Below are 25,367 nucleotides of genomic sequence, written 5' to 3'. Positions count from 1 at the left end.
ACATATTCTTCTGTCAAGTTGTCTTATTCATTTTGTAATAATGAAACAAAAGGAGCGACTGTTTCGTATAAAAAATAGGACATGTTATAATGTGAGTAAATCTTTCGCGAGGAAGGGATTAACAATGAAGCGATTGTTTATGACTTTATGGCGGTGGTTCGTTTCATGGAATGTCGGTTTTGTAACAGCGATCATCGCCTTCTTTTTGTTTGATTATCAATTTTTCCTTTCATTTGTATCAGGAACAGCGGCGATGCTTGCTACATCTGTTTACATGAAACGAAAAGCGCGTCGCATTGTCGCAAACGGCCTTTTAAAAGAAGAAAAAGACTATATACGCACGCAGCTTGCCGAAGCATGGAAAAAATGGAAGCGAATGCGGCGGGCGCGCTTGAAAGTTCGTTCGCTTGTGATGTGGCAGAAAATCTCACATATAAGTGCAACGGTCGAAAAAATGATTCGTGCCGTCGAACAACACCCGCAAAAATTTCGGATTGCCCAATCGTTTTTTATTCACGAATTAGATTCAGCGGTAACGATGATTGAAAAATACGTTTATTTGATCCATCAACCGGTTCGAAACGCAGAAATGAAAGAAGTGTTGCGCAAAACGGAACAATTGCTGGATGAACTGATTGCCGCGGCTGAAAAGCGGTTGTTGGAAATTCTTTCTGATGATGTGTTTGATTTGCAGGTAGAAACGAAATTGCTTGAGCAATCGCTCGAACAACAAAAACCGTTAGAGAGCAGTGAATGGAGAAAGGAGAGGGACTATGAAACCGTTCGATAACGAAGAGTGGACAAGCTCGCTTGATTCGCTGTTGGAAAACCCGTTTTCTTTACCGGCGGAACAAAAAGAGATGGCGGTGGAGGAGCGCCGTCCGGTGAAGCTGATTGATACGTTAAAGCAAGAACATCGCGAAAAAGCGCTCCAGCTTTCGAAACAAATTGATCCAAGCAATCAGCAGGCGATCATTCAATACGGGGTGGCGGCGCAGGCGGAACTGTCGAAGTTTTCGCACGCGATTTTAAATCACGTTCAAACAAAAGACGCTGGACCTGTTGGTGAGGTCATTAGCGAATTGATGAGCAAAATTAAAGAAGTGAATCCGGACGATTTATTGCCGGCGAAAAAAGGATTTTTATCGCGATTATTCGGATCTGTATCGAAGTCGCTGCAAGGAATGGTTGCCAAATATCAAAAAATCGGTGTCGAAATCGATAAAATTGCCGATCAATTAGAAAAGCACCGTCAGCTATTGTTTCGCGACATTATGATGTTAGAAACGTTGTACGAAAAAAATAAAGAGTATTTTGATGCGCTCAATATTTATATTGCCGCGGCAGAGTTAAAACTCGAAGAATTGCGGACGAAGCTCATTCCGGAAAAGCGGGCACAGGCGGAAAAGTCAGGAAATCAAATGGAGATGCAGGAAGTGAATGATTTGTTGCAATTTGCAGACCGTTTGGAAAAGCGCATTCACGATTTAAAATTAAGCCGGCAAGTGACGATTCAAACAGCGCCGCAAATTCGCATGATTCAGCATATGAACCAAACGTTAGTGGAGCGCATTCAATCGTCGATTTTAACTGCCATTCCGCTTTGGAAAAATCAAGTCGTCATCGCTTTGACGTTATTCCGTCAGCAAAGGGCGGTGGAAGCGCAAAAACAAGTAACCGAAACGACGAACGATTTGCTGCTACGCAATTCGGAAATGTTGAAAATCAATAGCATTGAAGTGGCAAAAGAAAACGAGCGTGGACTGATTGATATTGAAACGTTAAAGAAAACGCAAGAAAACTTAGTGGCTACATTAGAAGAAACACTAAAAATTCAGCAAGAAGGCCGCCTCAAACGCCAGCAAGTAGAACGGGAGCTAGTCAACATGGAAGAACAATTGAAACAGACGCTTGCCTCAATGAAGCGATAAGAAAAGCAATTAGACAGTGATTCAGAATGTGAAAAAGGCTGACATTTGCTCAGCCTTTTTATTTTAATCCGCTGGACGATTTGGTCCTTCTAACTTTTTGTCCCCATACCCTAGTGGTTGTTTGTTCGTTTCTTTCTGCAACTGTTTGTTGTTAGCCTCTGTTTGCTTGTCTGTTTTTTTCATTACGTACTCATCCTTTCTTTATTTATTGCTCGTTACGTAGTGTGGCGCTTTTTTTGCTTTTTATCCAAAAATATTTGTAAGATTTTTTAACAAACTTTTTTCGTTTGTAACCGTTTACTTTCGAAAAAAAGAGTTGATTAACACTTTTTTATGTAATATATTATAACAAAAGATGTTAAAACAAATGACGGAAAGGGAGATGGAAATGAGTCCGAAAGAAATTTCGTTGGCACTTGATTCGTTATGGGTGATGATCAGCGCCGTATTGGTCATCGGCATGCAAGCGGGCTTTGCTTTGCTGGAAGCTGGATCGACGCGAATGAAAAACTCAGGTCACGTCGCGGGAAAACAAATTTTAAGCTTCGCAATCGCTTCCCTTGCATTTTGGGCGTTTGGCTTTGCGATTACGTTTGGCGCAGGAAACAGTTTCATCGGCACGGAAGGATGGTTTTTAAAAGAAGGAAAAGGGACGTTTGATTCGCTCTCGTGGGCGAACGTACCGCTGTCGCTTAAATTTTTGTTCCAGCTCGGCTTTGCGGGAGTTTCCTTGGCGATTGCATGGGGAGGTTTTGCAGAACGTGCGAAATTATCTGTTTATTTTATATTCGGAACGATTTTTACAATCGCCATTTATCCAGTCATCGGCCACTGGGTATGGGGCGGCGGCTGGCTTGGAACGATGGGGATGCAAGATTTTGCTGGCTCTACAGTCGTTCACTTGCAAGGGGCAATTGCAGCGTTAGTGGCAACGATTTTGCTTGGGCCGCGCATCGGAAAATTTAATAAGGATAAGACACCGAACGTGATTCCGGGTCATAACCAAGTTTATACAGTGATTGGCGGCTTTATTTTATGGGTCGGCTGGTTTGGATTTAATGCCGGAAGTACGATGGCCGTAGGGGATGGATTTTTCGGTTATGTGGCACTAACGACGAACTTGGCAGCAGCAGCGGGAGCGATCGCGGCGATTGTGACCGCGAAAATCATGGTTGGAAAAGCGGATATTCCAGCGACGGTCAACGGTGTATTGGCAGCGCTTGTCGCGATTACGGCTGCGTGTGCGTTCGTCGAGCCGTGGGCAGCCGTTGTAATTGGAGCGGTAGCCGGTTCATTTACATTCTGGACTTCTGTTTACTTTGAAAGAAAAGGCATTGACGATCCGATTTGTGCGTTCTCTGTTCATGGGATTGCTGGAGCGATTGGCACAATTTCGACCGGGTTTTTTGCTTCTCCACGTTTAGTAGAGATTACCGGAATCGGAAAAGCAGGGCTTGTATATGGCGGCGGATTCCAACAGTTGATTGTGCAAACGGTTGGGGTGTTAGGAGCGGCAGCTTATGTTGCGATCGTGTCCTTTGTGATCTTGTTTGTCTTAAAGAAAACGATCGGACTCCGTGTGACAGCAGAACAAGAAGTTTCTGGCTTGGATATTAGTGAACACGGTTCGTACGGTTATCCAGAACAATTGGATCCTGCACTTGTGAACCATTCAAAAACAGTGGTTCAATAAGAAAAAAACCGGATTGGCATGTCCATCCGGTTTTTTTAGAAAAGGAAGATCAACATGGAATCGTTATACGAGCTCATTCAACAAATTGATCAAGCCAAAACGATAAACGAGCTAAGCGTTTATCATCGTGAATTAGCTTATCGGCTACGAAATGTGATCGAAAGAGATGTAATTGCTTCCCTTTCCCATGCGCTAAGCGATGTTCATGATGCACTTGTTAAAAAAGCGGTCATGTTGGCGGAAGAAGAAACGATTCAAGCAGGGGTCGGTATTCTTCCTGAGAAGTGGTGCTGGTATGTAATGGGAAGCATGGGGAGAGGCGAGCCGACGGTATGGACTGACCAAGATAACGGCATTTTGTTTGAATGCCCACCGGAGCAAGAGGAGGAGTGTTATGCGTTCATTCGTCATTTAGCGAAGGTTGGAACGAGCTATTTGCACGATATCGGCTATCCGTATTGTACGGGGAATGTCATGGCGACGAATCGGCGGTGGAGCCAATCGGTTCGGGCGTGGGAACAGCAAATGGCAACGTATATCGCCCATCACTTTCCAGACGATATTCGCTTTTTGTTGATTGCGATGGATATGCGGCCGATTTATGGAGTAAGCGAATTGGTTACAGACTGTAAAACATCGCTTATTGAACAGATGAGCCGCCATTCGGTGTTGTTGAAACGAATAGGGGAGCACGTCATTTTTCCTCGTGTTCCGCTTGGTTGGTTCGGCAATTTTTATATTGAACGATGGGGCCGTTATAGCGGCTGTCTTCATTTAAAACATAGCGGTTATGTGCAGCTGGTAAATTCGTTAAAATTTTTATCGTGTGTAGGAAACATTTCCGCCATGACGACGTGGGAAAGGTTAGAGCACATCCGCGATCGATCGCTATTGCCTGTTTCAATTGCTGAAAACGTGCATGAAGCGTTTTTAACATGCGTCTATTTTCGATTAAAATATTCACTAGAAGCAGCCGATCGTGATTACGTTCCGTTACATGTTCTTGATACGCGCGAACGGACTCGCTTAAAAAAGGCGATGAAAGCTGCCCAAATGTTACAGCGTACGGTTATGCGGCAAGTGAGGGGATGGCGCGATGAATGAGCAACATCGTTTTTGGCAGCGGGCGCTGCGCATGCTGTCGCTTGGGGTGCCGATTGAAAAAGTATCATCGGTATCCGAAAATGAACGCCATACATTTCAGCAGGAAGTATGGGTTCGTACATTATTAAAAGAGCAGCAAAAGAAGCATATTGATATGAATATGCATCTTGAACACATTCCGTTTATCATTATTGATACGGAAACGACTGGGTTTTCACCGCAGCACGGGGATGAAATTTTTTCGATCGCTGCTGCTAAAACGCGCAATGGCCAGCTGAACGATTTTTATTTTCGCTTGATTCGTCCGGAAAAAGAGATTCCGGAGCATATTTCGCGGTTAACCGGAATCCGTATGGAAGATGTGCAATCGGCCCCGCGTTTGAAAGAGGAAATGAAACATTTTTTATCGTTTATTAGCGACGGATTGATTATTGGCTATCATATCAGTCATGATTTATCGTTTATGAATCATTTTCTTTGGATGAACTATCGAACGAAATGGACAGGGCGTTTTTTAGAAATGCAGCAAGTAATGGAAATGATCCATCGCCCCGCGCTATTTCCGACATTAGATGAGGCGCTTTGTCATTACAAGATTCCGTGCGAAAGACGGCATACCGCTGATGGAGATGTGCAGGCGATGGTAGAATTATGGAAAAGGATATTAGAAGATTTGAAGCAAAAACAAATCGAAACACTGTATGATTTATACACGGCGTTAAGTGTGATGCCGAGGTAAAAGAGGCTACTCAAAAAGTTGTTTGATCTCAAATGAGACACAATATACAAGTTTCTTACCATTGTTCTGTGCGTATATTATGGTAGCTAAGAAGGGTATCCCATTACTTTGGGGCACCCTCTTTTGTCTTATAGCGGCTTTGTCGGCGTCGGTTTGGCGTAGCCTTCCTTATATTTTTCATCGATTGTTTGTCGAATTTCTTTCATCGATTTACCTTGTTCGTATTCGGTGATCGATTCGGCGGCAATTTCTAAGCAAACGCCGCATTTTGTGGCGTGATTATCCCAAACGATTGAGCCATCTTTTTTATTTTCATACACAAAACAGTCATAGTTGTTTTGGTGACCGGCAGACTCGCCGCAGCCGCAATAGCAAGGAATGTTTTCGAGTAGCTTTTGATGTTTCGCTACTTGTTGATAAAGAACGGCCATATTTTCTTCATATTGACTTAAAAAAGCAGGGAGGTGGTCAATGGATTTCGTCGTCTCCCGTACATCACCCGAGTTTGTCGTATAGACATTCGAATGATTTTGCTGTTCTTTCGCTTCGTTTGCAGAGCAGGCGCTCATCAACAAACTGAGCGATAACATATACGCTGCGACCGTTGTAGAACATTTCATTTATTTTCCCCTTCCTATCGTTTTACGTACTTCGAATCTAGCATAAGTGAAAAGAAACAGCAAGTTTTTGAAAAGGTGTGTTGCGAACGCGGAAAAGCAATTCGCTTCGATTTTTGAAAAATTTTATCCATTTTATTGATTTTTGACGCTAGATTAGTAAAAATGAAAGTACAAGACTAGGATAAAAGAGTAAGCAGTTTTTTATTGCTGATAGTAAAAAATATACTGGAGAGGTAATTACTGATATGGTGGACAACTTTGTTGCTTTTTTTCAACATTTTGCAGATGCCATTGCGTTCATTGATTCGAATGGGCGTATCATACATATCAATCCAGCGTTTAAAACATTGTTAGGATGGGACGAATGCGATATTGAAACACTTGGTTTTTCAGTAGACGATTTTGAACGAGTAAAGTGCGGTCATGCTGTACACTATGCGGAATGGAACGTAAAGAAAACAGATGGAAGCTGTGTTCCTGTCAGTGCATCACTCATCCCGATTCATCAAGAAAACGTTTTCACTATTTTATGCGTATTGCGCGATCGAACAGAGCAAAAGCAGATGGAAGCGGCGCTGCAAGAAAGCGAAAAATGGTTTCGGATTATCGCTGAACATTCATCCGACTACATTTTAATTCTTTCAAATGAAGGAAAAGTAACATATGTTTCTCCTTCATTTGAGAACGCGTTCGGTATTGTTCGAGAAGAATGTTTGAAGAACGATTTGTTTCGTTACGTACATCCGGAAGATGTGTTACTTTTACAAGAAAAATTACAAATGTTATATGAAACGAACGAGCAACAAACCTTAGAATTTCGTAGACTCAATCAACAAGGCGAATGGGTATGGATGGAAGCGCATGGAAAAGCGATTTTAAATAAGGATGATCAGCTTGATTACATTGTTGTTACAGCGAAAAATATTAGTGAGCGCAAAAAATATGAAGAAAAATTGCATCAGCTCGCTTATTTTGATTCGTTAACCGGCATTGCCAACCGCAGTTATTTTGAAAAATATATAAGTCAGCTTGTTGACGAGCAGACGACGTTTGCCTTATGCTATTTGGATTTTGATAAATTCAAATGGATTAACGATCATTTTTCGCATCAGGCGGGAGATTATTTTTTAAAAGAAGCGGTCAAACGAGTACAAACCGTGTTGCGTCCCGATGATTTTTTTGCGCGAATTGGCGGTGATGAATTTGTGCTATTGTTGACGAATGCAACAAAAGAAAAAGTGTCCGAGTTAGCGGAGCGGTTGATTCAGGCGTTTCACCAGCCGTTCCGTTACGAAAAACAAATGATTCAATCGACGCTTTCGATCGGCATTGCGTTTTTTCCTAGCGATGCGGACGACCAAGAACAACTGATGAAATATGCCGATCAAGCACTTTACTATGTGAAAGACCGCGGAAAAAATGGCTATTATTTTTACCAGCCCGTTCAAAATCGCACGACGACGATTAAACGGGATCTCCCATTTGCAATTATGCGCGAACAGTTTTATTTATGTTATCAGCCGAAAATTGAACTAGAAAGTGGTGCGGCGATGGGAGTCGAGACGCTGCTTCGCTGGCGGCATCCGAAACTTGGAGAAATTCCGCCGCTGGAGTTTATCCCGTTTGCGGAACAAAGTGGATTTATTTTTGAAATTACTTTGTGGGTATTAGAGCAATCATGCCGGCAAGTAAAGGAGTGGCAAGTCCATTTTCCGCGGTTAAAATTAGCGGTAAATTTATCTCCATTTTTGTTGAATCGAAAAGAACTGGTCGGTCATGTCATTTACATATTGAATGAAACCGGTTTTGCACCGGAGCACTTAATTTTAGAAGTGACAGAAAGTGGATTGATGGAAAATATTGAAACAGGCAAGCATATTTTAACAGAGTTGAAAAACACCGGTGTGCAAGTGGCGATCGATGACTTCGGTACCGGTTTTTCGTCGCTTGCATACATTCGTAACTTGCCGGTCTCACTGTTAAAAATTGACCGCAGCTTCATTCAAGGCATTGTCGAAAATTCAAAAGATGCAACGATCGTCGATACGATTATTCATTTAGCGAAAAGCCTTGATATTCAAGTACTTGCAGAAGGGGTCGAAACGAATCACCAACTATCGCTCCTTCAACAAATGCACTGTGATTTCGCCCAAGGCTTTTATTTCAGCAAATCGCTCGAAGCGGAAAAGTTAAAGCAATGGCTTGAACAATATAATCAATCCAACACTCCCTCTAACACGTGATTGTTAGGGGGCATTTTATGAGGGGGAAAGGGAATGCTTACATTATATTTGACAAGACACGGGGAAACAGAATGGAATATAGAAAAACGTATGCAAGGCTGGCAAGATTCGCCGCTGACGGAAAAAGGCAGAGAAGATGCGCGCCGGCTTAGGAAAAGGTTAGAGGAAGTCGATTTGACAGCAATTTATGCGAGCACAAGCGGACGGGCGCTTGATACAGCAAAGATCATCCGTGAGGAGCGGTTGATTCCGATTTATCAAGAGGAAAGATTGAGGGAAATCCATCTTGGGGATTGGGAGGGGAAAACACATGATGAAATTCAGCGGTTCGATCCCATTTCGTTTCACCATTTTTGGAATGAGCCACACCTGTATGCCCCGAAGCGCGGGGAACGATTTATTGATGTACAAAACCGGGCGTTTGCCGCATTGAAGAACATTATCGACCAGCATTCTTCAGGGAATGTTTTAATTGTGACGCACGGGGTTGTATTAAAAACGATCACGACCCGCTTGAAACAAGCCCCGCTGGAAGAACTTTGGGCTCCGCCGTTTATGCACGGTGCGAGTCTTACAACCGTTCGAGTGAAAGACGGGAGATTGGAGTTGCTTGTAGAAGCAGATGTGTCGCATTTAGAGGAAGTGAAAGAAGTGTAACAAAACATCCCGCTTCCTTGTATAAAAGGAGAGCGGGATGTGCATTAAATGAACCTTAACCATTGTGCGATATGAGCCGTTGTAAAGGTGACGGCAATCGCAATACCGGTTGGAAGCGCGAACGCCACAAACGTCCACTTTTTGCTTTTCGTTTCTTTATAAATATTGATGAGTGTTGTTCCACACGGATAGTGAAGCAATGAAAATAGCATCATATTTAATGCTGTCAGCCACGTCCAACCGTGATCAATGAAAATTTGTTTCAGAGAGCGAAGCCCATCGACTTCGGTTAATGCTCCTGTCGATAAATACCCCATCAATAAAATCGGAAGCACAATTTCATTGGCAGGGAGCCCTAAAATGAACGCCATCAAAATGTAACCGTCGAGTCCTAACTGGCGGGCAAACGGATCAAGCAAATGGGCGATATAAGCAAGGACCGTTGTATCACCGATATGAATGTTAGCTAACACCCATGTCAGCACGCCAGCTGGAGCAGCGACTGTTACGGCCCGTTTTAAGACGTAAACGGATTTATCCAATGTGGAGCGAACAATCGTATCCCATATTTTCGGCCGCCGGTATGGCGGAAGCTCGAGCGTATAATGGGTCGGCACGCCGCGTAACGCGGTTTTGGATAATACCCAAGAAACAGTGAGGGTGACGACGATGCCAAATACGACCATCGCGACGACCACACTTGCTGTCATCAACGTTTTCCAGCCGCCTGTATAGCCAGCTGCCATAAAGAGGGAAGCAAGCAAAATTAACGTCGGCCATCTGCCGTTGCAAGGGACAAAGTTGTTCGTTAAAATCGCTAGCATTCGTTCACGCGGCGACTCGATAATTCTTGTCGACATGATCGCCGCAGCGTTGCAGCCGAATCCCATCGCCATCGTCAGCGACTGTTTTCCGTGCGCCCCTGACTTTTTAAACAATCGGTCCATATTAAAAGCGACGCGCGGAAGATATCCGTAGTTTTCGAGCAAAGCAAAAATCGGGAAGAAAATCGCCATCGGCGGCAACATGACGCTCACGACCCATGTTGTGCCACGGTACAATCCTAGCACGAGAATTCCGTATAGCCATTCTGGGGCATGCATTTTCTCAAAAGCAAGCGTTATATATCCTTCAAGCCATCCGAAAAATTCAGCGAGCAGCGAAGAAGGAACGTTTGCGCCAGCAATTGTGATATAAATAACGACGGCAAGCATCGCCAGCATAATCGGAAATCCCCAGATTTTTGAAGTAAAAATACGATCGAGCTTTTCGGTTTCATGCAATTTTTCCTGTTTCGTGTACGTAACCGTTTCCTTGCAAATCGCTTGAGATGTTTGAAAAATGGCCGAAACGATTTGTTCACGCGTATCGTCGCCTGATAAGTGTTGAGCTTCTTTCAACAGCTCATCAAATGGATTTGGCGGAACAGTGGCATCCATAGTGCGCCCCTCCTTTTAATAAATGATGTGGTTGGCTTTGTAACGCATGAAGAAGAGAAGTGTCTCCATCTAAAAGGCGAAGCGCGATCCAGCGCGCAGGGTATTCATCGCCGATTACTTCTTTGACAAGAGGAAGAAGCTTGGCGATTTTTTCTTCGATCGTGCGGCTGTACGAAATCTTGGTCGGCTTTGTTTGGATTTCACCATGAACCATCCGGGCGATTGTTTCGAGCAATTCATCGATTCCTTCTTTATTGCGCGCCGAGATCGGCACGACCGGAACGCCTAATTTTTTAGAAAGCTTAGCGATATCAATGATAATTCCTTTCTTTTTCGCTTCGTCCATTAAGTTGAGGCAGACGATGACACGGTCGGTCATTTCTAATACTTGCAGCGCCAAATTCAAATTTCGCTCAAGCGCGGTTGCATCGAGTACAACGAGCGTGACATCGGGTTTAGCAAAAATAATAAAATCACGTGCTACTTCTTCATCAGCCGAGTTCGAGTATAACGAATACGTTCCGGGAAGATCGATGATTCGATATTGTTCATCTTTATAGGTGAAAAAACCTTCGGCGTGAACGACTGTTTTCCCCGGCCAGTTTCCTGTATGTTGCCGCAAGCCCGTTAAGACGTTAAATAACGTGCTTTTCCCTGTATTTGGGTTTCCTGCCAGCGCAATTGTATACTCATGATTGTTTGTCATCGCGGATCCTCTCCCCGTAAATATTAGAACTTTCTTCGTTTCTTAAAGCGATCGTCGTATGACTCACCCGATAAGCCGTCGGGTCGCCTAACGGGCTTTTTTGCAATACGGTGACTTCGCAGCCCGGCACAAACCCTAAATCAAGCAATCTCCGCTTCATTGTTCCTTCTATATTAATCTTTGTGATACGAAAACGTTCTCCTGGCTGAGCATCACATAAACGTTCGAGTTTTACTTGAGTCATAACAGTTTCCCTCCTGTTAACAATTTGTACAGAGGTTATAATTTTTCCTTAAACCAACTTTTAATCTTATCTTATTCAGCGAATGTCATTTTGTCAACGATTTTGCTTATTTTTTAGAGAAAAGAGCATATTCCTTATACTAGAAAAAGATGTTATTATAGAAATAGTCCGAATTTTTTATATTTTTGTTCGGAAACAAAGGGGAAAGGTGGTGAAGTCTGCGCAAAACATGTCCGTTTTGCGCAGGGAGAAATGAAAGCGGTTACGGACGGGGATATTTTATGGACACCAACGAAAGAACAAATCGAACAGTCAAGCGTAAAAAAGTATATGGATTGGTTACAAGCGAAAAAAGGACTTACATTTGACTCGCATGCGGCGTTATGGAAATGGTCGGTTGAACAACTTGAGCAATTTTGGGAAACGGTGTGGGAATATGGCGACGTTCAGTCGTCTGCCCCGTATGCGTGTGTGCTTGAGGAGCGAAAAATGCCGCGGGCAAACTGGTTTCCGGGGGCACGGTTAAACTATGCAGAACATATTTTTCGCAACATGCAGGAGAAGCCGGCGCTTTTGTTCCGTTCTGAGCGTGTTTCGCTACGTGAAGTGACGTGGGCAGAGTTAAAACAACAAACGGCGGCGGTCGCTTCGGCACTGAAAAAACTTGGCGTGAAACAAGGCGATCGTGTCGTCGCTTACATGCCAAACATTCCGGAAACGGTCGTAGCGTTTTTGGCGTGTGCGAGCATCGGGGCAATTTGGTCAAGCTGCTCTCCGGATTTTGGCGCCAACAGCGTCATCGATCGCTTCCAACAAATTGAGCCGACGATTTTGTTTGCGGTTGACGGTTGTCAATATAACGGAAAAACGTTTGATAAAGTGCCTGTTGTCAAAGAGCTGCAAGAAAAGCTTCCGTCGTTAAAAAAGACGATTGTCGTTCCGTATTTGCGTGACGATGTAAGTGCGTGGGACGATTCTGTTTTATTATGGACGGACATGTTGCAAGCAGAAAGCGAACTTGTGTATGAACAAGTGCCGTTTGCCCATCCGCTATGGATTTTATATTCTTCTGGAACGACCGGATTGCCAAAGCCGATCGTGCAAGGGCATGGCGGTATTTTATTAGAGCATTTAAAAATTTTATCGATTGAATGCAATATTACACATGATAGCACGTTTTTCTGGTTTACGACGACCGGTTGGATGATGTGGAATTTCTTAATCGGCGGTTTGTTAGTTGGGGCAACGGTTGTTCTGTACGACGGCAGTCCGACGTTTCCGGATGCCCATGTATTGTGGGAGCTGGCAGAAGAAGCGAACATCACGCATTTTGGCACAAGTGCAGCGTTTATTAACGTTTGTATGAAACAAGGGATTCAGCCGAAAGACAAGTACGACCTTTCTCGTTTGCAAGCCGTTCTTTCGACAGGGTCGCCGCTGACGACGGAAGGGTTTGTTTGGGTGTATGAGCACGTGAAAGAAGACGTTTGGCTCGTATCGTGCAGCGGTGGGACAGATGTGTGCACCGCGTTTGTCGGCGGATCTCCGCTGTTGCCTGTTCGTGCTGGCATGCTGCAATGCCGCTCGCTTGGGGCAAATGTGCAAGCGTTTGATGAACATGGAAATTCGCTTATTAACGAGGTTGGGGAGTTAGTCATCACCGAACCGATGCCGTCGATGCCGCTCTTTTTCTGGAACGATGAAAACGATCGCCGCTATAAAGAAAGCTATTTTGATACGTATCCAGGCGTGTGGAAACATGGGGACTGGATTAAAATCGATGAACAAGGCAGCTGTGTTATTTACGGCCGCTCGGATTCGACGATTAACCGCGCCGGCGTCCGTATGGGCACGAGCGAAATTTACCGAGCAGTCGAAACGGTGGCCGGCATTCTAGATAGTTTAATCATTGACTTAGAAGTGATGGGGCGGAAATCATTTATGCCGCTGTTTGTTGTCCTTCAACCAGGGGTAGAACTAGACGACGCATTAAAAAAGCAAATTAAGGAAGCAATTAAAGCGCAAGTATCGCCGCGCTTTATTCCAGACGACATTTATCAAGTCGAACAAATTCCAAAAACGTTAAACGGAAAGAAAATGGAAATCCCAATTCGCAAAATTTTATTAGGCTTCCCGCTTGAAAAAGCGGTGAACGTTGGCTCGATGGCGAACCCTGAATCGCTTTCCTTCTTTATTGAGCTGGCGAAACAGTGGGAAAATCACATCTCGAACGTATAACAAAGCTTGAGGTTGTTGTCGTTTGGCAACAACCTTGATGTATGATGTACAATAAAGTGGAAGGAGGGAGGAAAGTTGTATCAGGGAAAAGTTGTTGTTATTACAGGGGCAGCTGGGGGAATCGGCCGAGCGTTAGCGAAAGCGTATGCCGAACAAGGAGCGACCATTATCGTAACGGATAAAACGGATGAAGCGCAGCTTGTTGCTAAACAGCTGCAAACAGAAGGGTATGATGTGCATTCGTACATATGTGATTTAACCGTACCAACGGAGATTGAGAACATGTTTCGAGAAATTGACAACATGTTTAGAAGAGTCGATGTGCTCATTAATAACGCTGGATTTGGCATTTTTGTGTCGCCTTATGACTTGACGGTCGAACAATGGGATGACGTCATCAACACGAATTTGCGCGGCGCGTTTCTTTGCGCAAGAGAAGCGGCGAAAATCATGAAAACGCACGGTGGCGGAGCGATTGTCAATATTGCATCGACACGCGCGTTGATGTCGGAACCAAACTCCGAAGCGTATGCTGCTTCTAAAGGTGGAATGTTGGCGCTCACCCATGCGCTAGCGATGTCGTTTAGTGCTGACCGCATTCGCGTAAACGCGATTTGTCCAGGCTGGATTGAAACGAAAGCATATGAAACGCTTCGGCCAAAAGACCATGCCCAGCATCCCGCAGGACGTGTTGGCAAACCAGAAGATGTGGCGCGCGCCTGCCTTTATTTCACCGATCCGAACAACGATTTTGTCACCGGCACTCATCTTGTCGTCGACGGCGGCATGACAAGAAAAATGATTTACGAAGAATAAGAGGCGGCGTGCGCCTCTTTTTCATTGCGAGAGAAAAATATTGTCTGCATGAATGGAAAAATGACCAAATAGCTGAACAGGAATAGTGTCTTCCTTAAAATACGTACCGTAAAGTTGAAACGCTCCGTCTTTTAACACATGCACTTCCACATACTCATGAATCGGATCGACAATCCAATATTGCCGCACTCCTGCTTGTTCGTAACGTTTATATTTAATTAAACGATCTTTTTTAGCGGTAGACGGTGATAGCACTTCGACAATGACATCAGGTGCCCCGATAATGCGTTCGTCGCTAATTTTGTTTGGATCGCAAACGATCACAATATCTGGCTGAACCCATTCGTCATTAGAAAAGCAAACATCAATTGGGGAAACGAACACGCGGCATGTTTTCCCGCGTAAATGCATCACAAATTCCGCGCTGAGTAACGTGACGACTTGTTGATGTTTAGGGGTAGGAGCGGGAGCCATATCGTAAATTTGTCCATCGATCGCTTCACATCGAACAGAGTCGTCGAGTTGCAAATAATCGGCATACGTCAACGGTTTCCGTTCTTGTGGAAAAGCCATACTGTCACCAACCTTTCCGATCGTTATTTTCTATATTATAGCACGAGTGTTGATGATCCGTTATTTTACTTTATTAGATAGTTAAAACAGAGAATGAAGCAAGCTTTTGGGACGAGTACTTTTAGAATACTCTCTTATTTTCGTGAAAATATTGAAAATAAATTCTTTTTTTCTGTGAAAATAAACGATCCATGAGCGTTGTTTTCATGTTTGGGTGGAGAGTAAAAATTACTCATGGATGTTTTGTTAGTATATACATTACATTTGTTATGGTGTACGGGTTATAGTTAGGAAAGAAAAGGAGCATGTATTTTTGTGAATGCAGCATGATTCCCTTTTCCGACAGAAATGAGGCATATAAGGTGAAAGCCGCGAACATGAACGATGTTGAATGGATTCCCAATTGTATCTACATCCAGATGTCTAATGCCATCTTAACTTAAATTTAATCAAGGATTGCTGTTTTGCAAAAGAGCCATTACCACTTTTTATTTCATTTGCTATGTGAGAGGGTGAATAAATAATGCCAATTATTACTGTAAAAATGGCTAAGGGGAGAACAATTGAGCAGAAGCAGAAATTTGTTGAAAACATCACAAAAGAAGCGGCTAGAACTTTAAATGTAAAAGAGGAATGGGTCACAGTGATTTTCGATGAATACGACAGAGAAAACTGGGCTTCTAACGGGCAATTGCATTTACTGAAATTTGGTCAGGGATTCGGGAAGAAAGGTGCAGAGTAATAAGTCATGCGATTGTTGTCATCAATTTGGTATTTTCATGCATTAAAAAAGAAAGGAGGGCCTCACCGCAAAGGTAACTAGCTCTCCTTCTTTATTTACAGACAGAAAGACGCCTTTTTATTTACTGTGACATTTCCTCTGTATAAAATGATTGTGTGGACGCTTATTATCTCAATCATTTTTCGAAAATTTGAATGGATTAAATTGAATTCAATAGTATAAGCACTGCAAAAAAGTGCGCGACAGATCCCCCTAATACAAACAAGTGCCAGACGGCATGATGAAATTTAAAGCCGCGCCATACGTAAAAAACAGCGCCGACTGTGTACAAAATTCCGCCGATGACTAAATATAACACTCCATTTGGCGAAAGACCGGAAACGAGCGGTTTCCATGCGAATACAATCAACCAGCCCATCACGATATAGATGATCGTCGATGTGTATAAAAACCGATCGACAAAAAAGCATTTAAATACGGTACCGACGAGCGCAAGCCCCCAGACGATGCCAAACAACGTCCAACCTATAACGCCTTTCACCGCTAAAAACAGAAATGGGGTATACGTTCCGGCGATGAAAAAATAAATGGACGAATGGTCGAAAATTTCAAACAATCGCTTCCACCGCCCTTCCGGCAATGCGTGAACGATCGTTGATGACAAATACAAAATAAGCATTGTGCTCCCAAACAAAGTAAAACTAACGACGTGCCATGCATTTCCGTACATCGCAGCCATGACCGTCAACATCACGAGAGCGGCCACGCTAAACAGTGCCCCAACCCCATGCGTAAGCGCATGCACGATTTCCTCTTCTTTTGTAAACGTATGGGTATTGGCCAAATCATTCAGTCCTTTCTTCACCGAAAAACAATTTTGTTCATTTTAGCATAAGCAGCGCTTAAATATAAAGAAATATTAGCAAACTTTTCTTCATTTCCATTTTTTGTTCCGATATAATTAAAGAAAAAAGGCGGGATGAATATGGCTGTACGAAAAGAAAAGCAGCAGTGGACATATAAAGATTATATGAATTTACCTGAGGAAGTTCGTTTAGAAGTATTCGATGGCGACATCATGAATATGGTTCCATCCCCAACACCTGCCCATCAACGTGTTCAGCGTTATTTGCTCGCATGCTTCTCCAATTATTTAAGCGGAAAAACTTGTGAAGTGTTCGGGGCGCCAATTGACGTATGTTTATTTGCCGAAAAAGAAACCGCCCCATCCGCAATCAAAAGTTGGGTTCAACCTGATTTGCTTGTTGTTTGTGACAAAGAAAAAATCGGTGATCACTATATCGTAGGGGCACCTGATCTAGTGATTGAAATCCTATCTCCGAGCACGGCCAAGATCGATCGTGTTGTAAAATTTCATCTATATGAAACAGCGGGCGTGCGAGAATATTGGATTGTCGATCCGCTAAACGAATATGTCGAAACATTTTTGCGAGGAGAAAATGGATTTGCGTTGAAAAACATATATGCGAACGAAGACACGGTCGAGGTAGGCATTTTTCCGGATTTGCAAATTCCTCTTAATCAAATTTTTATGTCTAAATGAAGGATGTGATAAAGCGTGAATATGCAAACGCAATTGGAAAGGCAACGAAACACGAGGAAATGGCTCGTCCCGTCGCTTGTTGGCGTGTTGTTGCTTGCTGTCATTGCCTGCGTCGGGATTTCCGTTTATGTCGGCTGGAATTTGACGCATAAAGAGCGAAAAGCAGTCGTAGAGACGCCGAAAGCTTACGGAATGGCTTATAAAGATGTGACATTTACAAGTAAAGACGGCGGACTAAAGCTGAAAGGATGGGTGATTGAGCCAACGAAACAAGCGAAAATGACGGTCATTTTTTCTCATGGCTACGGTGGCAACCGCTACGAACCAAATGTGCCGTTTTTACCGCTTGCTAAGGCACTAACAGACGAAGGATATCGCGTCATGATGTTTGATTTCCGCGCAAGCGGCGAATCAGAAGGAGACATGACAACGATTGGCGCGAAAGAAAAATACGATTTGCTCGGTGTCATTGATTACGCGAAACAACACCACTCCGAACCGATCGTTCTTTACGGGGTGTCGATGGGAGCGGCAACCTCGATTTTAGCAGCAGGTATGGATCAAGATGTAAAGGCGGTCATTGCCGACAGTCCGTTTAGCGATTTAGAAGGATATTTGCGGACGTATATGCCTGTATGGACGCACTTACCGAACGTTCCGTTTACGTACTTAATTATTACTCTTATTCCGATGATTACTGATTTAGATCCAGCGGAGTCGGTTCCGATCAAAGCGGTCGATGCGATTGCGCCACGTCCGATTTTATTTATTCACAGCAAAGCCGATCCGTCCATCCCGTATGAAGAAAGCGTAAAGATGTACAACAAACATCCAGATGTATTTGAGATTTGGCTTACCGAAAAAGCGAAGCATGTGAAAAGTTTTGCGATGTACAAAGACGAATATATCAAGAGAATACTTGCGTTTTTAGAAAAGGTGCAAAAACAATGAAAATCATCTTATTTGACGGAGTATGTAATCTTTGTCATGCATCCGTACAGTTTATTATTCAACGCGATCCACAGGAGGTGTTTCGTTTTGCCTCCTTGCAAAGCAACGTTGGACAAACGCTCGCGCAAAAGCTTTCTCTTCCTTCCGTTGACAGCGTTATCTTGCTCGAAGGGAATCGCTACTATACAAAATCCAGTGCGGCTCTTCGTATATGTCGACAGCTTACAGGTTTTTGGGGAATATTGTATATTTTTATGATCGTACCGAAACCGTTTCGTGATCTCATCTACGATTGGATCGCGAACCACCGATACCAGTGGTTTGGAAAAAGAGAAAGCTGTCTCATTCCGACGCCGCATATTCGTGAGCGATTTTTAGATAGTTAAATAATTGAGAACTGTCTCGATGGAGGCAGTCTTTTTGTATAATGAAATAAAAACGAAAAGGTGATGACGATGCGAATCGTGACAGCTTCCGAAATGTACGCTATTGACCGCTATACGACCGAACAAATCGGAATAAGCGAAGATTCATTAATGGAAAATGCCGGACAAGCGGTGGCGAGAGTGTTATGCGAACGAATTCAGCCGGCCGCGCGTATTGCGGTGTTAACGGGAACAGGCAACAATGGTGGCGACGGATTTGTTGTTGCGAGAGTGCTGAAAAGCTACGGTTACATGACCGATTTATGGCTCATCCCGCCGAAGGAAAAAGTAAAAGGTGCTGCGAAAAAAGCGCTTGAAATCTATGAAAATTCGGGGGATGAAGTAAAAAACTATATAGGCAATGAACAGGAATTTTTCGAGCAAATTCATCGCTATGACGTTCTCATTGATGCAATGCTGGGAATTGGCGTCAAAGGATCCATCAAATCACCTTATAAAGAAATCATTGACAAGGTCAATCAAATAGACGAGCTTACAGTATATGCTGTTGATGTTCCAAGCGGTGTTCCTGCTGATGGCGGCGAAGTAGAAACAGCGATCCGTGCGGATGTAACGATTACGATTCAATGCCCAAAACTTAGCGCCTATACGTTCCCAACGGCTGATTACTATGGTGAACTGATCGTTGTCGACATCGGCATTCCACCGCGTGCACTCGAAACAACCGCCACGTTTCGTCAAGCATGGGTGGAAGAGGACGTTAGAAGGACGCTGCCAACAAGAAACCGTTCATCGCATAAAGGGACATATGGAAAAGGAATCGTGATCGGCGGATCGCGCAACATGACAGGAGCGATCACGCTCACCGCTAAAGCAGCGTTAAGAAGCGGAGCAGGGTTGTTGACAATGGCGATTCCGGACGATATTTATTCGGTAGTTGCAAATCGGATTCCAGAAGCGATGCAGCATCCTTGCCCATCGGAAAACGGTTCTTTTGCTGGTGACATTGATTTTGCTCAACTGGATATCGATGCGATTGCCGTAGGGCCGGGGATGGGAAGAACGGAAGGGACGAAACGAATCGTTCAAACCGTTCTTGAGCAAGATGTTCCGGTTGTGTTGGATGCGGATGCGCTATTTTTCTGGAACGAGTACGCTTCGTTTGTCAAAAAGAGAACAAGCCCAACGATTGTCACCCCCCATCCGGGCGAACTGGCGCGCATGCTCGGTGTTTCGATTCATGATGTGGAAAAAAACCGCTTTGGGGTTAGTAAGCAATTCGCGATGGACTACGGCTTGTACGTCGTATTAAAAGGACCGTATACGATCGTTACAACGCCAGATGGAAAGCAGTACGTCAATACAACAGGCAACCCAGCCCTTGCCAAAGGCGGAAGCGGCGACGTGTTAACAGGAATAATTGTCGCCTTTCTGATGCAGCATGATTCCGTACAAGCAGCCGTCAGCAACGCCGTATGGGTTCATGGGAAAGCAGCCGACTTCCTTGTGCAAAAAGGGCATTCACCGTTTAGCGTGCTCGCTACCGATGTAATAGATGCCATTTCGCCTGTCTTGTTCCAGTTAAGGGAACGGATTAAATGATGTTTCCGTTAAGCGGGAATGCGCTCATGATTCGTTTTTCAGATGAAATCAATGATCAAGCGAACCGGTTCGCCCAACAATTTGCATGTTGACTTTACTAGCAATTTTGCTTACCGCTTTCATGCGGGTGATCTAGTCGTGATGCGAAAAACGGTGCAAATAGTGTTCGAGGAGTGATTGTGGTGCGCACACCCCGGTTTTTCCGGCTTGCTTGGGCTTGGCAGCCGCAATATGAGTGTCACGCCTGATGAAGTATATGCGTGCGTTGTTTATCAAAATGGAAAAACGTCGTTCACCATTATACGGGAACGACGTTTCGCTTTTTAGTTGGCTGTTTTCAATAAATGAAGCTCTTCTTCGGTGCGGGCGATGCGGCTAATTTGGTAGTCCAATCGCTGATGGATGTAGGCGATGTCCTCTTTTGTCGCCATTTCACGTCGGATTTGGGCAATTTCGTGCCGCATCGCATCTTGAATGCTGCGCTGCTCCAACTGATTGTCGCGAATGGCTTTGATCATTTGCGTATTTTCTTCCATTTGCACTTTTAGCCAGTAAATCTCTTCTTCTTGTTTGTCTATTCGTTGTTTAAGTGCTTCGATTTCTTGCTTCATCGTTTGCATTTCTTGCTTCATCGTTTGCATTTCTTGTTTCATCGCTTGAATCTCTTGTTTGACCCATTGCATATCTTCTGACAAGTTTTGGACAAGATTTACAAGTTGGAGGAGAAGTTGTTCTTGCATTCGTGCTCACCATCCTTTCGTTTTAGAATGTACGACATTCCCGAAGATCATCTGCAGGAGAGAAACAATGATGGCAGAAAAGAAGGAATAGGGGAAATGTCTTTCGAAATTATCATAACATATTCCGACAACCATCCACTATCATTTACTGCTAAAAAGGTGGTGAAAAAATGAACGTGTCTATTCGTTTAGCAAGAGAAGAGGAGGCATTTATCGTCCATCAAGTGATGATCGCAGCGTTTGAAGAATATCGTCAGATGGATGTTCCTTCAAGTGCGTTGAATGAAACGGTTGATTCGATTCGGCAGAAGTTGCGGAGTGGAACAGAGCAAGCGCTACTTTGTTTTAACAGCAATCAGCCGATCGGCACCGTACGGTTCACGATAAACGGGGCGTCACTTTATTTCTTCCGTTTATCCGTTTGTCCGAAAGCTCGCGGCAAGGGAGTAGCAAAGGCGATGCTTCATTGGCTAGAAGACTATGCAAAAGAGTGCAAAGTACAAGAGATCGGTTGCAGAGTTCGGGCGTCTATACCGAAAAACATTTATTTGTACGAATCAGCCGGATATCATATTTGTGAAGAAAAAATAGTGATGAGCAACGACGTTATCCCTGTTAAGACGGTAGTGATGAAAAAGTATCTCGCCAAATAATTTCTGACTTGTGATGATATGACTAAGCGACACTGTCCGTGACCAGAAAGGACAGATGTTGTTTAGTTGCACATAAACAGCTTATAGAACTATGTTCTAAATAATCAAAATAAACATAAAAAACAAAATCCTTAATAACATAAAAGAAAGCTACAATGAAGGAGAAGGAAAATGAAAGTCATCGTATTCGATTTAGACGGAACATTGTATGAAGACACGCATCATTTTGATTATTACGCCAAACGGATTGAAGAGAAGCTGAGAGAAGAGAAGCGTACATTTTTTCGAAAAGATTATGAAGCGGTGCTTTTCGGAACACATCCACTCAAAATCGGAAGCGTCTATGATGCGGAAGAAGACTTGATTCTTTTGCTGGACGGCGATGGTTTTGTCCACAGCGTATACGAATGGAATGGAAACAAATGGTCGGATGACGACGTACAAACGAAATATCCCGAACGTATAGCAGTCGATTTGGACAATATGTTAAGCATCGGCGATTTATGGTGGGTGCCAAGCGCCCTCGGCCGGCATTACGGCTTGACCAACAAAGAAACGTATGCCGCCTTTCTCGAAACAAGAACGTTTATGATGAGTCCTCATTTCACAATGGAGCGAACGGCTGGGTTAGCCGAGTTGCTCACTCAACTGCGCCAGCATCTTTTTTTAGTTTTAATGACGAACAGCCCTAGACCGGACAGTGAAGCGATTCTTGAAAAATTAGGCTTATCGAACGTCTTTCATAAAAAAATTTTTCAAGCAAAAAAGCCAGTGGATACAGCCAAGCATTTAAAAACCATCTGTCTAGAGGTTGGTGTCCGCTATGAGGAAATCATGAGCATTGGTGATAATTGGAGAAACGACATTTTTCCAGCCAAACAACTTGGCTGCCAAACGATTTACATCGATCCACATCAAATCGGAACAAACGAAAGCGCGGACGTTGTCGTGCGGAATGTGGGGGAGTGGGTAAATTTGTTAAGAAATAAATATGGGGTAAGCAAATTTTGAGTAAAAGACATAATTTTTTAACTTTTAAAAAAATATTGACAATTAATACTGATATCAATAATATTATTTTTAAGGACATGCAAAAGTTCATATTGACAGGCAAAGGCGCCTTGTTTGCAGAGTTTTTCCATCTCTGCGCAAGGTGCTTTTTTGTTTTCAAAAGGAGGTGGAACTTAAGTGATTGGGGATCCGATTCGTGCAAAAGTATTAGCAAGTCGAGTTATTCCTAACATAGACGAGGGATTAGCTAAGAAACTCAATATTGCCCCTCATGTTAGAAGCCTAGCTTTAGTGACATTAACAATTGACGATGTTGGATACACAGCGCTTGATGAAGCAACTAAAAAAGCGGCTGTAGAAGTAGTATACGCAAAGTCGTTTTATGCAGGTTCTGCTCATGCATCAGGACCCCTTTCAGGTGAGTTTATTGGCATTTTAGGTGGAGAGAGTCCTTCTGATGTAAAAAGTGGATTAGAAGCCGTTTTCGAAACGATTGAAAGTGGGCCATGTTTTTATTCACTAAACGAGGACGGCAGCCATGCATATTATGCGTACACGGTATCGAGAACAGGGAATTATTTGTCAAAGCTTGCTGGTATACAGCCAGGCGAACCATTGGCCTACTTAATTGCCCCTCCTCTTGAAGCGATGTATGGATTGGATGCTGCATTAAAGGCTTCCAACGTGAGAATTTGTGAACTATATGCCCCACCAACAGAAACAAATTTTGGAGGAGGATTATTGACAGGAAGCCAGTCTGCATGTACCGCTGCTGCACAAGCATTTGCAGAAGCCGTTCAGAATGTTGCAAGGAACCCTCACAAATCTTTTTAGAAAAGAGGGAGCGAGACAATGAAATATCATTACGCACTTGGCATGATTGAAACAATTGGACTAACTTCGCTAATCGCCGCCGCTGATGAAGCAATAAAAACAGCAGATGTTCGAATCATTACATATGAAAAGCCAGATGCAGGGATCGTAACTGTTTATTTTGTAGGTGATGTAGCAGCTGTACAGGAAGCTGTTGCAGCAGGAACTAAAAAAGCAAAGGAATTAGGGGAATATCGTTCCTCGAATGTAATACCCCGGCTTGATAAAAACGTCCTTAATCACTTAACATCTAATCCTTTCAAAAAAAGAGAAAGAAAGAGAACGGTGAAACAAGAGCATACGGAAAAAAAACTGGGACTAAATCATGACCAAGGAAGTGAACAGTAATCCATGATATTAGATTTTGACTTATTATCCGTCCAAGAAGCGAGAAATCTCCTTCAAAAAGCAAAAGAGGCACAAAAAAAGTTAGTGAAGCTAAATCAAGAACAGGTCGATCGAATTGTAAAAAATATGGCGCTAAAAGCTGAGAAAGATGCACGTCGCTTAGCTAAAATAGCTACTGAAGAAACAGGATTTGGAAATGAGTTTGATAAAATGACAAAAAACCTTTTCGCAGCGAAAGAAGTATACGAAGCGATTAAAGATATGAAAACAGTTGGAATCATCAATATTGATGATCAAAAGCAAGTTTGGGAGATAGCGGAACCAGTAGGTATAATAGCTGGGATCGTTCCTTCAACAAATCCAACTTCTACTATTATTTTTAAATCTCTTATTGCCATAAAATCACGAAACGCTATCGTTTTCAGTCCACATCCTTCAGCACTTAAATGTTCATTAGAAGCAGCAAAAATAATGGCGAAAGCTGCGGAAGAAGCAGGGGCACCAGCAAACGTTATTCAGTGCATGGAACATCCTTCATTACCAGGAACAAATGAATTGATGTCACATAGCATAACAGATTTAATTCTAGCTACAGGTGGACCTGGAATGGTAAAAGCAGCTTATAGCTGCGGAAAGCCTGCATATGGGGTTGGTCCTGGAAATGTTCCTGTGTATGTCCATGAGAGTGCAAACTTAGAATCGGCTGCTCAATCTATTGTTAAAAGTAAATCGTTTGATTACGGAACAATTTGTGCTTCTGAACAAGCAGTGATCGTAGATAAGAAAATTAAACAAGCTTTTATCCATCAGCTTCAAAAACATGGAGCGTACTTATTATCGGAAACGGAAAAGGCAAAAGTAGCTTCTGTGATATTGAGAGGAGGCTCTTTAAATTCTCGAATTGTAGGAAAGTCACCACGAGCTATAGGCGAGATGGTAGGATTATCTTTTCCAGAAAACATAAAAGTTTTAATCGGAGAAGAAAAAGAAATAGGAAAAAACATTCCTTTTGCCGTTGAAAAGCTTTCCCCAATATTAGCGTTGTATACTGTAGAAAACTGGGAAGAAGGATGTGATGTGAGCATTCAGCTATTGGAAGTAGGGGGGCTTGGTCATACATTAGGCATCCACTCTCAAGATCGTGAAGTAATCAAAGCGTTTGCTTTAAAAAAACCAGCTTCCAGAATCATTGTAAATTCTGGAACAACATTTGGCGGAATCGGAGCAACAACAGGAATTTTTCCATCCCTAACGCTCGGTTGTGGTTCTTATGGAAACAATATTACTTCCGATAATATTGGGCCGCAACACTTATTGAATATTAAACGGGTAGCGTTTGGTATAAGAGAAATGAATGCTGAGCATGTGCAACCATCTAAGACAATTGAGGAAGAAAACAAAATCTTATCCAATATAGCTATTAATCAAGAAGAAATTGTTAAAATCGTTAAACGAATTCTTGAAGAAATAAAATAAATGAGATGATGGAGGTTA

27 protein-coding genes are annotated in these 25,367 nt (G+C 43.2%); 20 read left to right on the top strand and 7 right to left on the bottom strand.

Annotation, left to right across the window (positions count from 1 at the left end; all coding sequences use genetic code 11):
• The first annotated feature begins 124 nt into the window (after positions 1 to 124).
• From HNQ34_RS00940 to HNQ34_RS00920, 5 genes are all read left to right on the top strand, one after another.
• Positions 125 to 790, top strand: coding sequence for a 5-bromo-4-chloroindolyl phosphate hydrolysis family protein (locus HNQ34_RS00940; protein WP_183250896.1), 666 nt, complete (start codon positions 125 to 127; stop codon positions 788 to 790).
• A complete protein-coding gene (locus HNQ34_RS00935; protein WP_183250895.1) occupies positions 774 to 1,931 on the top strand; it encodes a toxic anion resistance protein in 1,158 nt (385 codons plus the stop codon). The genes HNQ34_RS00940 and HNQ34_RS00935 overlap by 17 nt, the downstream gene beginning before the upstream one ends.
• A 388-nt stretch (positions 1,932 to 2,319) precedes the next feature.
• On the top strand, positions 2,320 to 3,624 hold the full coding sequence (locus HNQ34_RS00930) for an ammonium transporter (protein WP_183250894.1): 1,305 nt from the start codon (positions 2,320 to 2,322) through the stop codon (positions 3,622 to 3,624).
• 54 nt (positions 3,625 to 3,678) lie between these two features.
• Entirely contained in the window at positions 3,679 to 4,728 is a 1,050-nt protein-coding gene (locus tag HNQ34_RS00925; protein ID WP_183250893.1) for a DUF294 nucleotidyltransferase-like domain-containing protein, read from the top strand.
• The gene (locus tag HNQ34_RS00920; RefSeq protein WP_183250892.1) at positions 4,721 to 5,467 is read left to right on the top strand and encodes an exonuclease domain-containing protein; all 747 of its coding nucleotides are present in this window, start codon (positions 4,721 to 4,723) and stop codon (positions 5,465 to 5,467) included. The genes HNQ34_RS00925 and HNQ34_RS00920 overlap by 8 nt, the downstream gene beginning before the upstream one ends.
• Positions 5,468 to 5,595: 128 nt before the next feature.
• Here HNQ34_RS00920 and HNQ34_RS00915 read toward each other — a convergent pair whose 3' ends face one another.
• The gene (locus HNQ34_RS00915) at positions 5,596 to 6,087 is read right to left on the bottom strand and encodes a PCYCGC motif-containing (lipo)protein (RefSeq protein ID WP_183250891.1); all 492 of its coding nucleotides are present in this window, start codon (positions 6,085 to 6,087) and stop codon (positions 5,596 to 5,598) included.
• A 245-nt stretch (positions 6,088 to 6,332) separates the two neighbouring features.
• On the opposite strand from HNQ34_RS00915, the gene HNQ34_RS00910 reads away from it, so the two are divergent.
• Both HNQ34_RS00910 and HNQ34_RS00905 read left to right on the top strand, forming a co-directional pair.
• Positions 6,333 to 8,330, top strand: coding sequence for a sensor domain-containing protein (locus HNQ34_RS00910; protein WP_183250890.1), 1,998 nt, complete (start codon positions 6,333 to 6,335; stop codon positions 8,328 to 8,330).
• A gap of 33 nt (positions 8,331 to 8,363) precedes the next feature.
• On the top strand, positions 8,364 to 8,987 hold the full coding sequence (locus HNQ34_RS00905) for a histidine phosphatase family protein (protein WP_183250889.1): 624 nt from the start codon (positions 8,364 to 8,366) through the stop codon (positions 8,985 to 8,987).
• A gap of 44 nt (positions 8,988 to 9,031) precedes the next feature.
• Here HNQ34_RS00905 and HNQ34_RS00900 read toward each other — a convergent pair whose 3' ends face one another.
• The 3 genes from HNQ34_RS00900 to HNQ34_RS00890 are packed head-to-tail and all read right to left on the bottom strand — an operon-like array spanning position 9,032 to position 11,376.
• Positions 9,032 to 10,426, bottom strand: a complete 1,395-nt coding sequence (locus tag HNQ34_RS00900) for a ferrous iron transporter B (RefSeq protein WP_183250888.1) — start codon at positions 10,424 to 10,426, stop codon at positions 9,032 to 9,034.
• The gene (locus HNQ34_RS00895; protein WP_183250887.1) at positions 10,395 to 11,132 is read right to left on the bottom strand and encodes a FeoB small GTPase domain-containing protein; all 738 of its coding nucleotides are present in this window, start codon (positions 11,130 to 11,132) and stop codon (positions 10,395 to 10,397) included. The genes HNQ34_RS00900 and HNQ34_RS00895 overlap by 32 nt, the downstream gene beginning before the upstream one ends.
• On the bottom strand, positions 11,116 to 11,376 hold the full coding sequence (locus HNQ34_RS00890; RefSeq protein ID WP_183250886.1) for a FeoA family protein: 261 nt from the start codon (positions 11,374 to 11,376) through the stop codon (positions 11,116 to 11,118). Before HNQ34_RS00890 ends, HNQ34_RS00895 begins: the two co-directional genes overlap by 17 nt.
• A 252-nt stretch (positions 11,377 to 11,628) precedes the next feature.
• On the opposite strand from HNQ34_RS00890, the gene HNQ34_RS00885 reads away from it, so the two are divergent.
• On the top strand, positions 11,629 to 13,614 hold the full coding sequence (locus HNQ34_RS00885; RefSeq protein ID WP_183250885.1) for an acetoacetate--CoA ligase: 1,986 nt from the start codon (positions 11,629 to 11,631) through the stop codon (positions 13,612 to 13,614).
• Positions 13,615 to 13,689: 75 nt separating this feature from the next.
• A complete protein-coding gene (locus HNQ34_RS00880) occupies positions 13,690 to 14,430 on the top strand; it encodes an SDR family NAD(P)-dependent oxidoreductase (protein WP_183250884.1) in 741 nt (246 codons plus the stop codon).
• Positions 14,431 to 14,451: 21 nt separating this feature from the next.
• Here HNQ34_RS00880 and HNQ34_RS00875 read toward each other — a convergent pair whose 3' ends face one another.
• A complete protein-coding gene (locus HNQ34_RS00875) occupies positions 14,452 to 15,003 on the bottom strand; it encodes a Uma2 family endonuclease (RefSeq protein WP_183250883.1) in 552 nt (183 codons plus the stop codon).
• A gap of 523 nt (positions 15,004 to 15,526) precedes the next feature.
• Here HNQ34_RS00875 and HNQ34_RS00870 point away from each other — a divergent pair.
• Positions 15,527 to 15,745 (top strand): tautomerase family protein, encoded by a 219-nt coding sequence (locus HNQ34_RS00870; RefSeq protein WP_091700765.1) that lies wholly within the window; start codon positions 15,527 to 15,529, stop codon positions 15,743 to 15,745.
• Between the two features lie 199 nt (positions 15,746 to 15,944).
• Here HNQ34_RS00870 and trhA read toward each other — a convergent pair whose 3' ends face one another.
• Positions 15,945 to 16,589, bottom strand: a complete 645-nt coding sequence (gene trhA / locus HNQ34_RS00865; protein WP_183251289.1) for a PAQR family membrane homeostasis protein TrhA — start codon at positions 16,587 to 16,589, stop codon at positions 15,945 to 15,947.
• A 141-nt stretch (positions 16,590 to 16,730) separates the two neighbouring features.
• Here trhA and HNQ34_RS00860 point away from each other — a divergent pair, with 141 nt between their 5' ends.
• From HNQ34_RS00860 to HNQ34_RS17665, 5 genes are all read left to right on the top strand, one after another.
• A complete protein-coding gene (locus HNQ34_RS00860) occupies positions 16,731 to 17,309 on the top strand; it encodes a Uma2 family endonuclease (RefSeq protein WP_183250882.1) in 579 nt (192 codons plus the stop codon).
• A 21-nt stretch (positions 17,310 to 17,330) separates the two neighbouring features.
• Complete coding sequence (locus HNQ34_RS00855) at positions 17,331 to 18,260, top strand: alpha/beta hydrolase (RefSeq protein ID WP_183251287.1); 930 nt, start codon at positions 17,331 to 17,333, stop codon at positions 18,258 to 18,260.
• Positions 18,257 to 18,646 (top strand): thiol-disulfide oxidoreductase DCC family protein, encoded by a 390-nt coding sequence (locus tag HNQ34_RS00850; protein ID WP_183250881.1) that lies wholly within the window; start codon positions 18,257 to 18,259, stop codon positions 18,644 to 18,646. Before HNQ34_RS00855 ends, HNQ34_RS00850 begins: the two co-directional genes overlap by 4 nt.
• A gap of 69 nt (positions 18,647 to 18,715) precedes the next feature.
• Positions 18,716 to 20,248: an NAD(P)H-hydrate dehydratase gene (locus HNQ34_RS00845; protein WP_183250880.1), complete on the top strand. Its 1,533-nt coding sequence runs from the start codon at positions 18,716 to 18,718 to the stop codon at positions 20,246 to 20,248.
• A gap of 177 nt (positions 20,249 to 20,425) precedes the next feature.
• Positions 20,426 to 20,575, top strand: a complete 150-nt coding sequence (locus HNQ34_RS17665) for a LamB/YcsF family protein (protein ID WP_268852964.1) — start codon at positions 20,426 to 20,428, stop codon at positions 20,573 to 20,575.
• On the opposite strand, the gene HNQ34_RS00835 is transcribed toward HNQ34_RS17665, so the two are convergent.
• Complete coding sequence (locus HNQ34_RS00835; protein WP_183250879.1) at positions 20,572 to 20,988, bottom strand: hypothetical protein; 417 nt, start codon at positions 20,986 to 20,988, stop codon at positions 20,572 to 20,574. The two genes, HNQ34_RS17665 and HNQ34_RS00835, sit on opposite strands and share 4 nt — an antisense overlap.
• Before the next feature lie 170 nt (positions 20,989 to 21,158).
• Between HNQ34_RS00835 and HNQ34_RS00830 the strand changes: the two genes are divergently transcribed.
• The 5 genes from HNQ34_RS00830 (at position 21,159) to HNQ34_RS00810 (ending at position 25,349) form a co-directional block, all read left to right on the top strand.
• Positions 21,159 to 21,641, top strand: a complete 483-nt coding sequence (locus tag HNQ34_RS00830; protein ID WP_183250878.1) for a GNAT family N-acetyltransferase — start codon at positions 21,159 to 21,161, stop codon at positions 21,639 to 21,641.
• A gap of 171 nt (positions 21,642 to 21,812) precedes the next feature.
• Positions 21,813 to 22,652, top strand: a complete 840-nt coding sequence (locus HNQ34_RS00825) for an HAD family hydrolase (RefSeq protein WP_183250877.1) — start codon at positions 21,813 to 21,815, stop codon at positions 22,650 to 22,652.
• A 180-nt stretch (positions 22,653 to 22,832) separates the two neighbouring features.
• On the top strand, positions 22,833 to 23,486 hold the full coding sequence (gene eutL / locus HNQ34_RS00820; protein WP_183251285.1) for an ethanolamine utilization microcompartment protein EutL: 654 nt from the start codon (positions 22,833 to 22,835) through the stop codon (positions 23,484 to 23,486).
• Between the two features lie 18 nt (positions 23,487 to 23,504).
• On the top strand, positions 23,505 to 23,873 hold the full coding sequence (locus tag HNQ34_RS00815; RefSeq protein WP_183250876.1) for a BMC domain-containing protein: 369 nt from the start codon (positions 23,505 to 23,507) through the stop codon (positions 23,871 to 23,873).
• A gap of 3 nt (positions 23,874 to 23,876) precedes the next feature.
• Positions 23,877 to 25,349, top strand: coding sequence for an acetaldehyde dehydrogenase (acetylating) (locus tag HNQ34_RS00810; protein WP_183250875.1), 1,473 nt, complete (start codon positions 23,877 to 23,879; stop codon positions 25,347 to 25,349).
• Positions 25,350 to 25,367 lie beyond the last annotated feature (18 nt).

The sequence above is a fragment of the Anoxybacteroides tepidamans genome (assembly GCF_014201465.1).
Taxonomy (GTDB): domain Bacteria; phylum Bacillota; class Bacilli; order Bacillales; family Anoxybacillaceae; genus Anoxybacteroides; species Anoxybacteroides tepidamans.
This window is presented reverse-complemented; position numbering and strand designations above follow the sequence as displayed.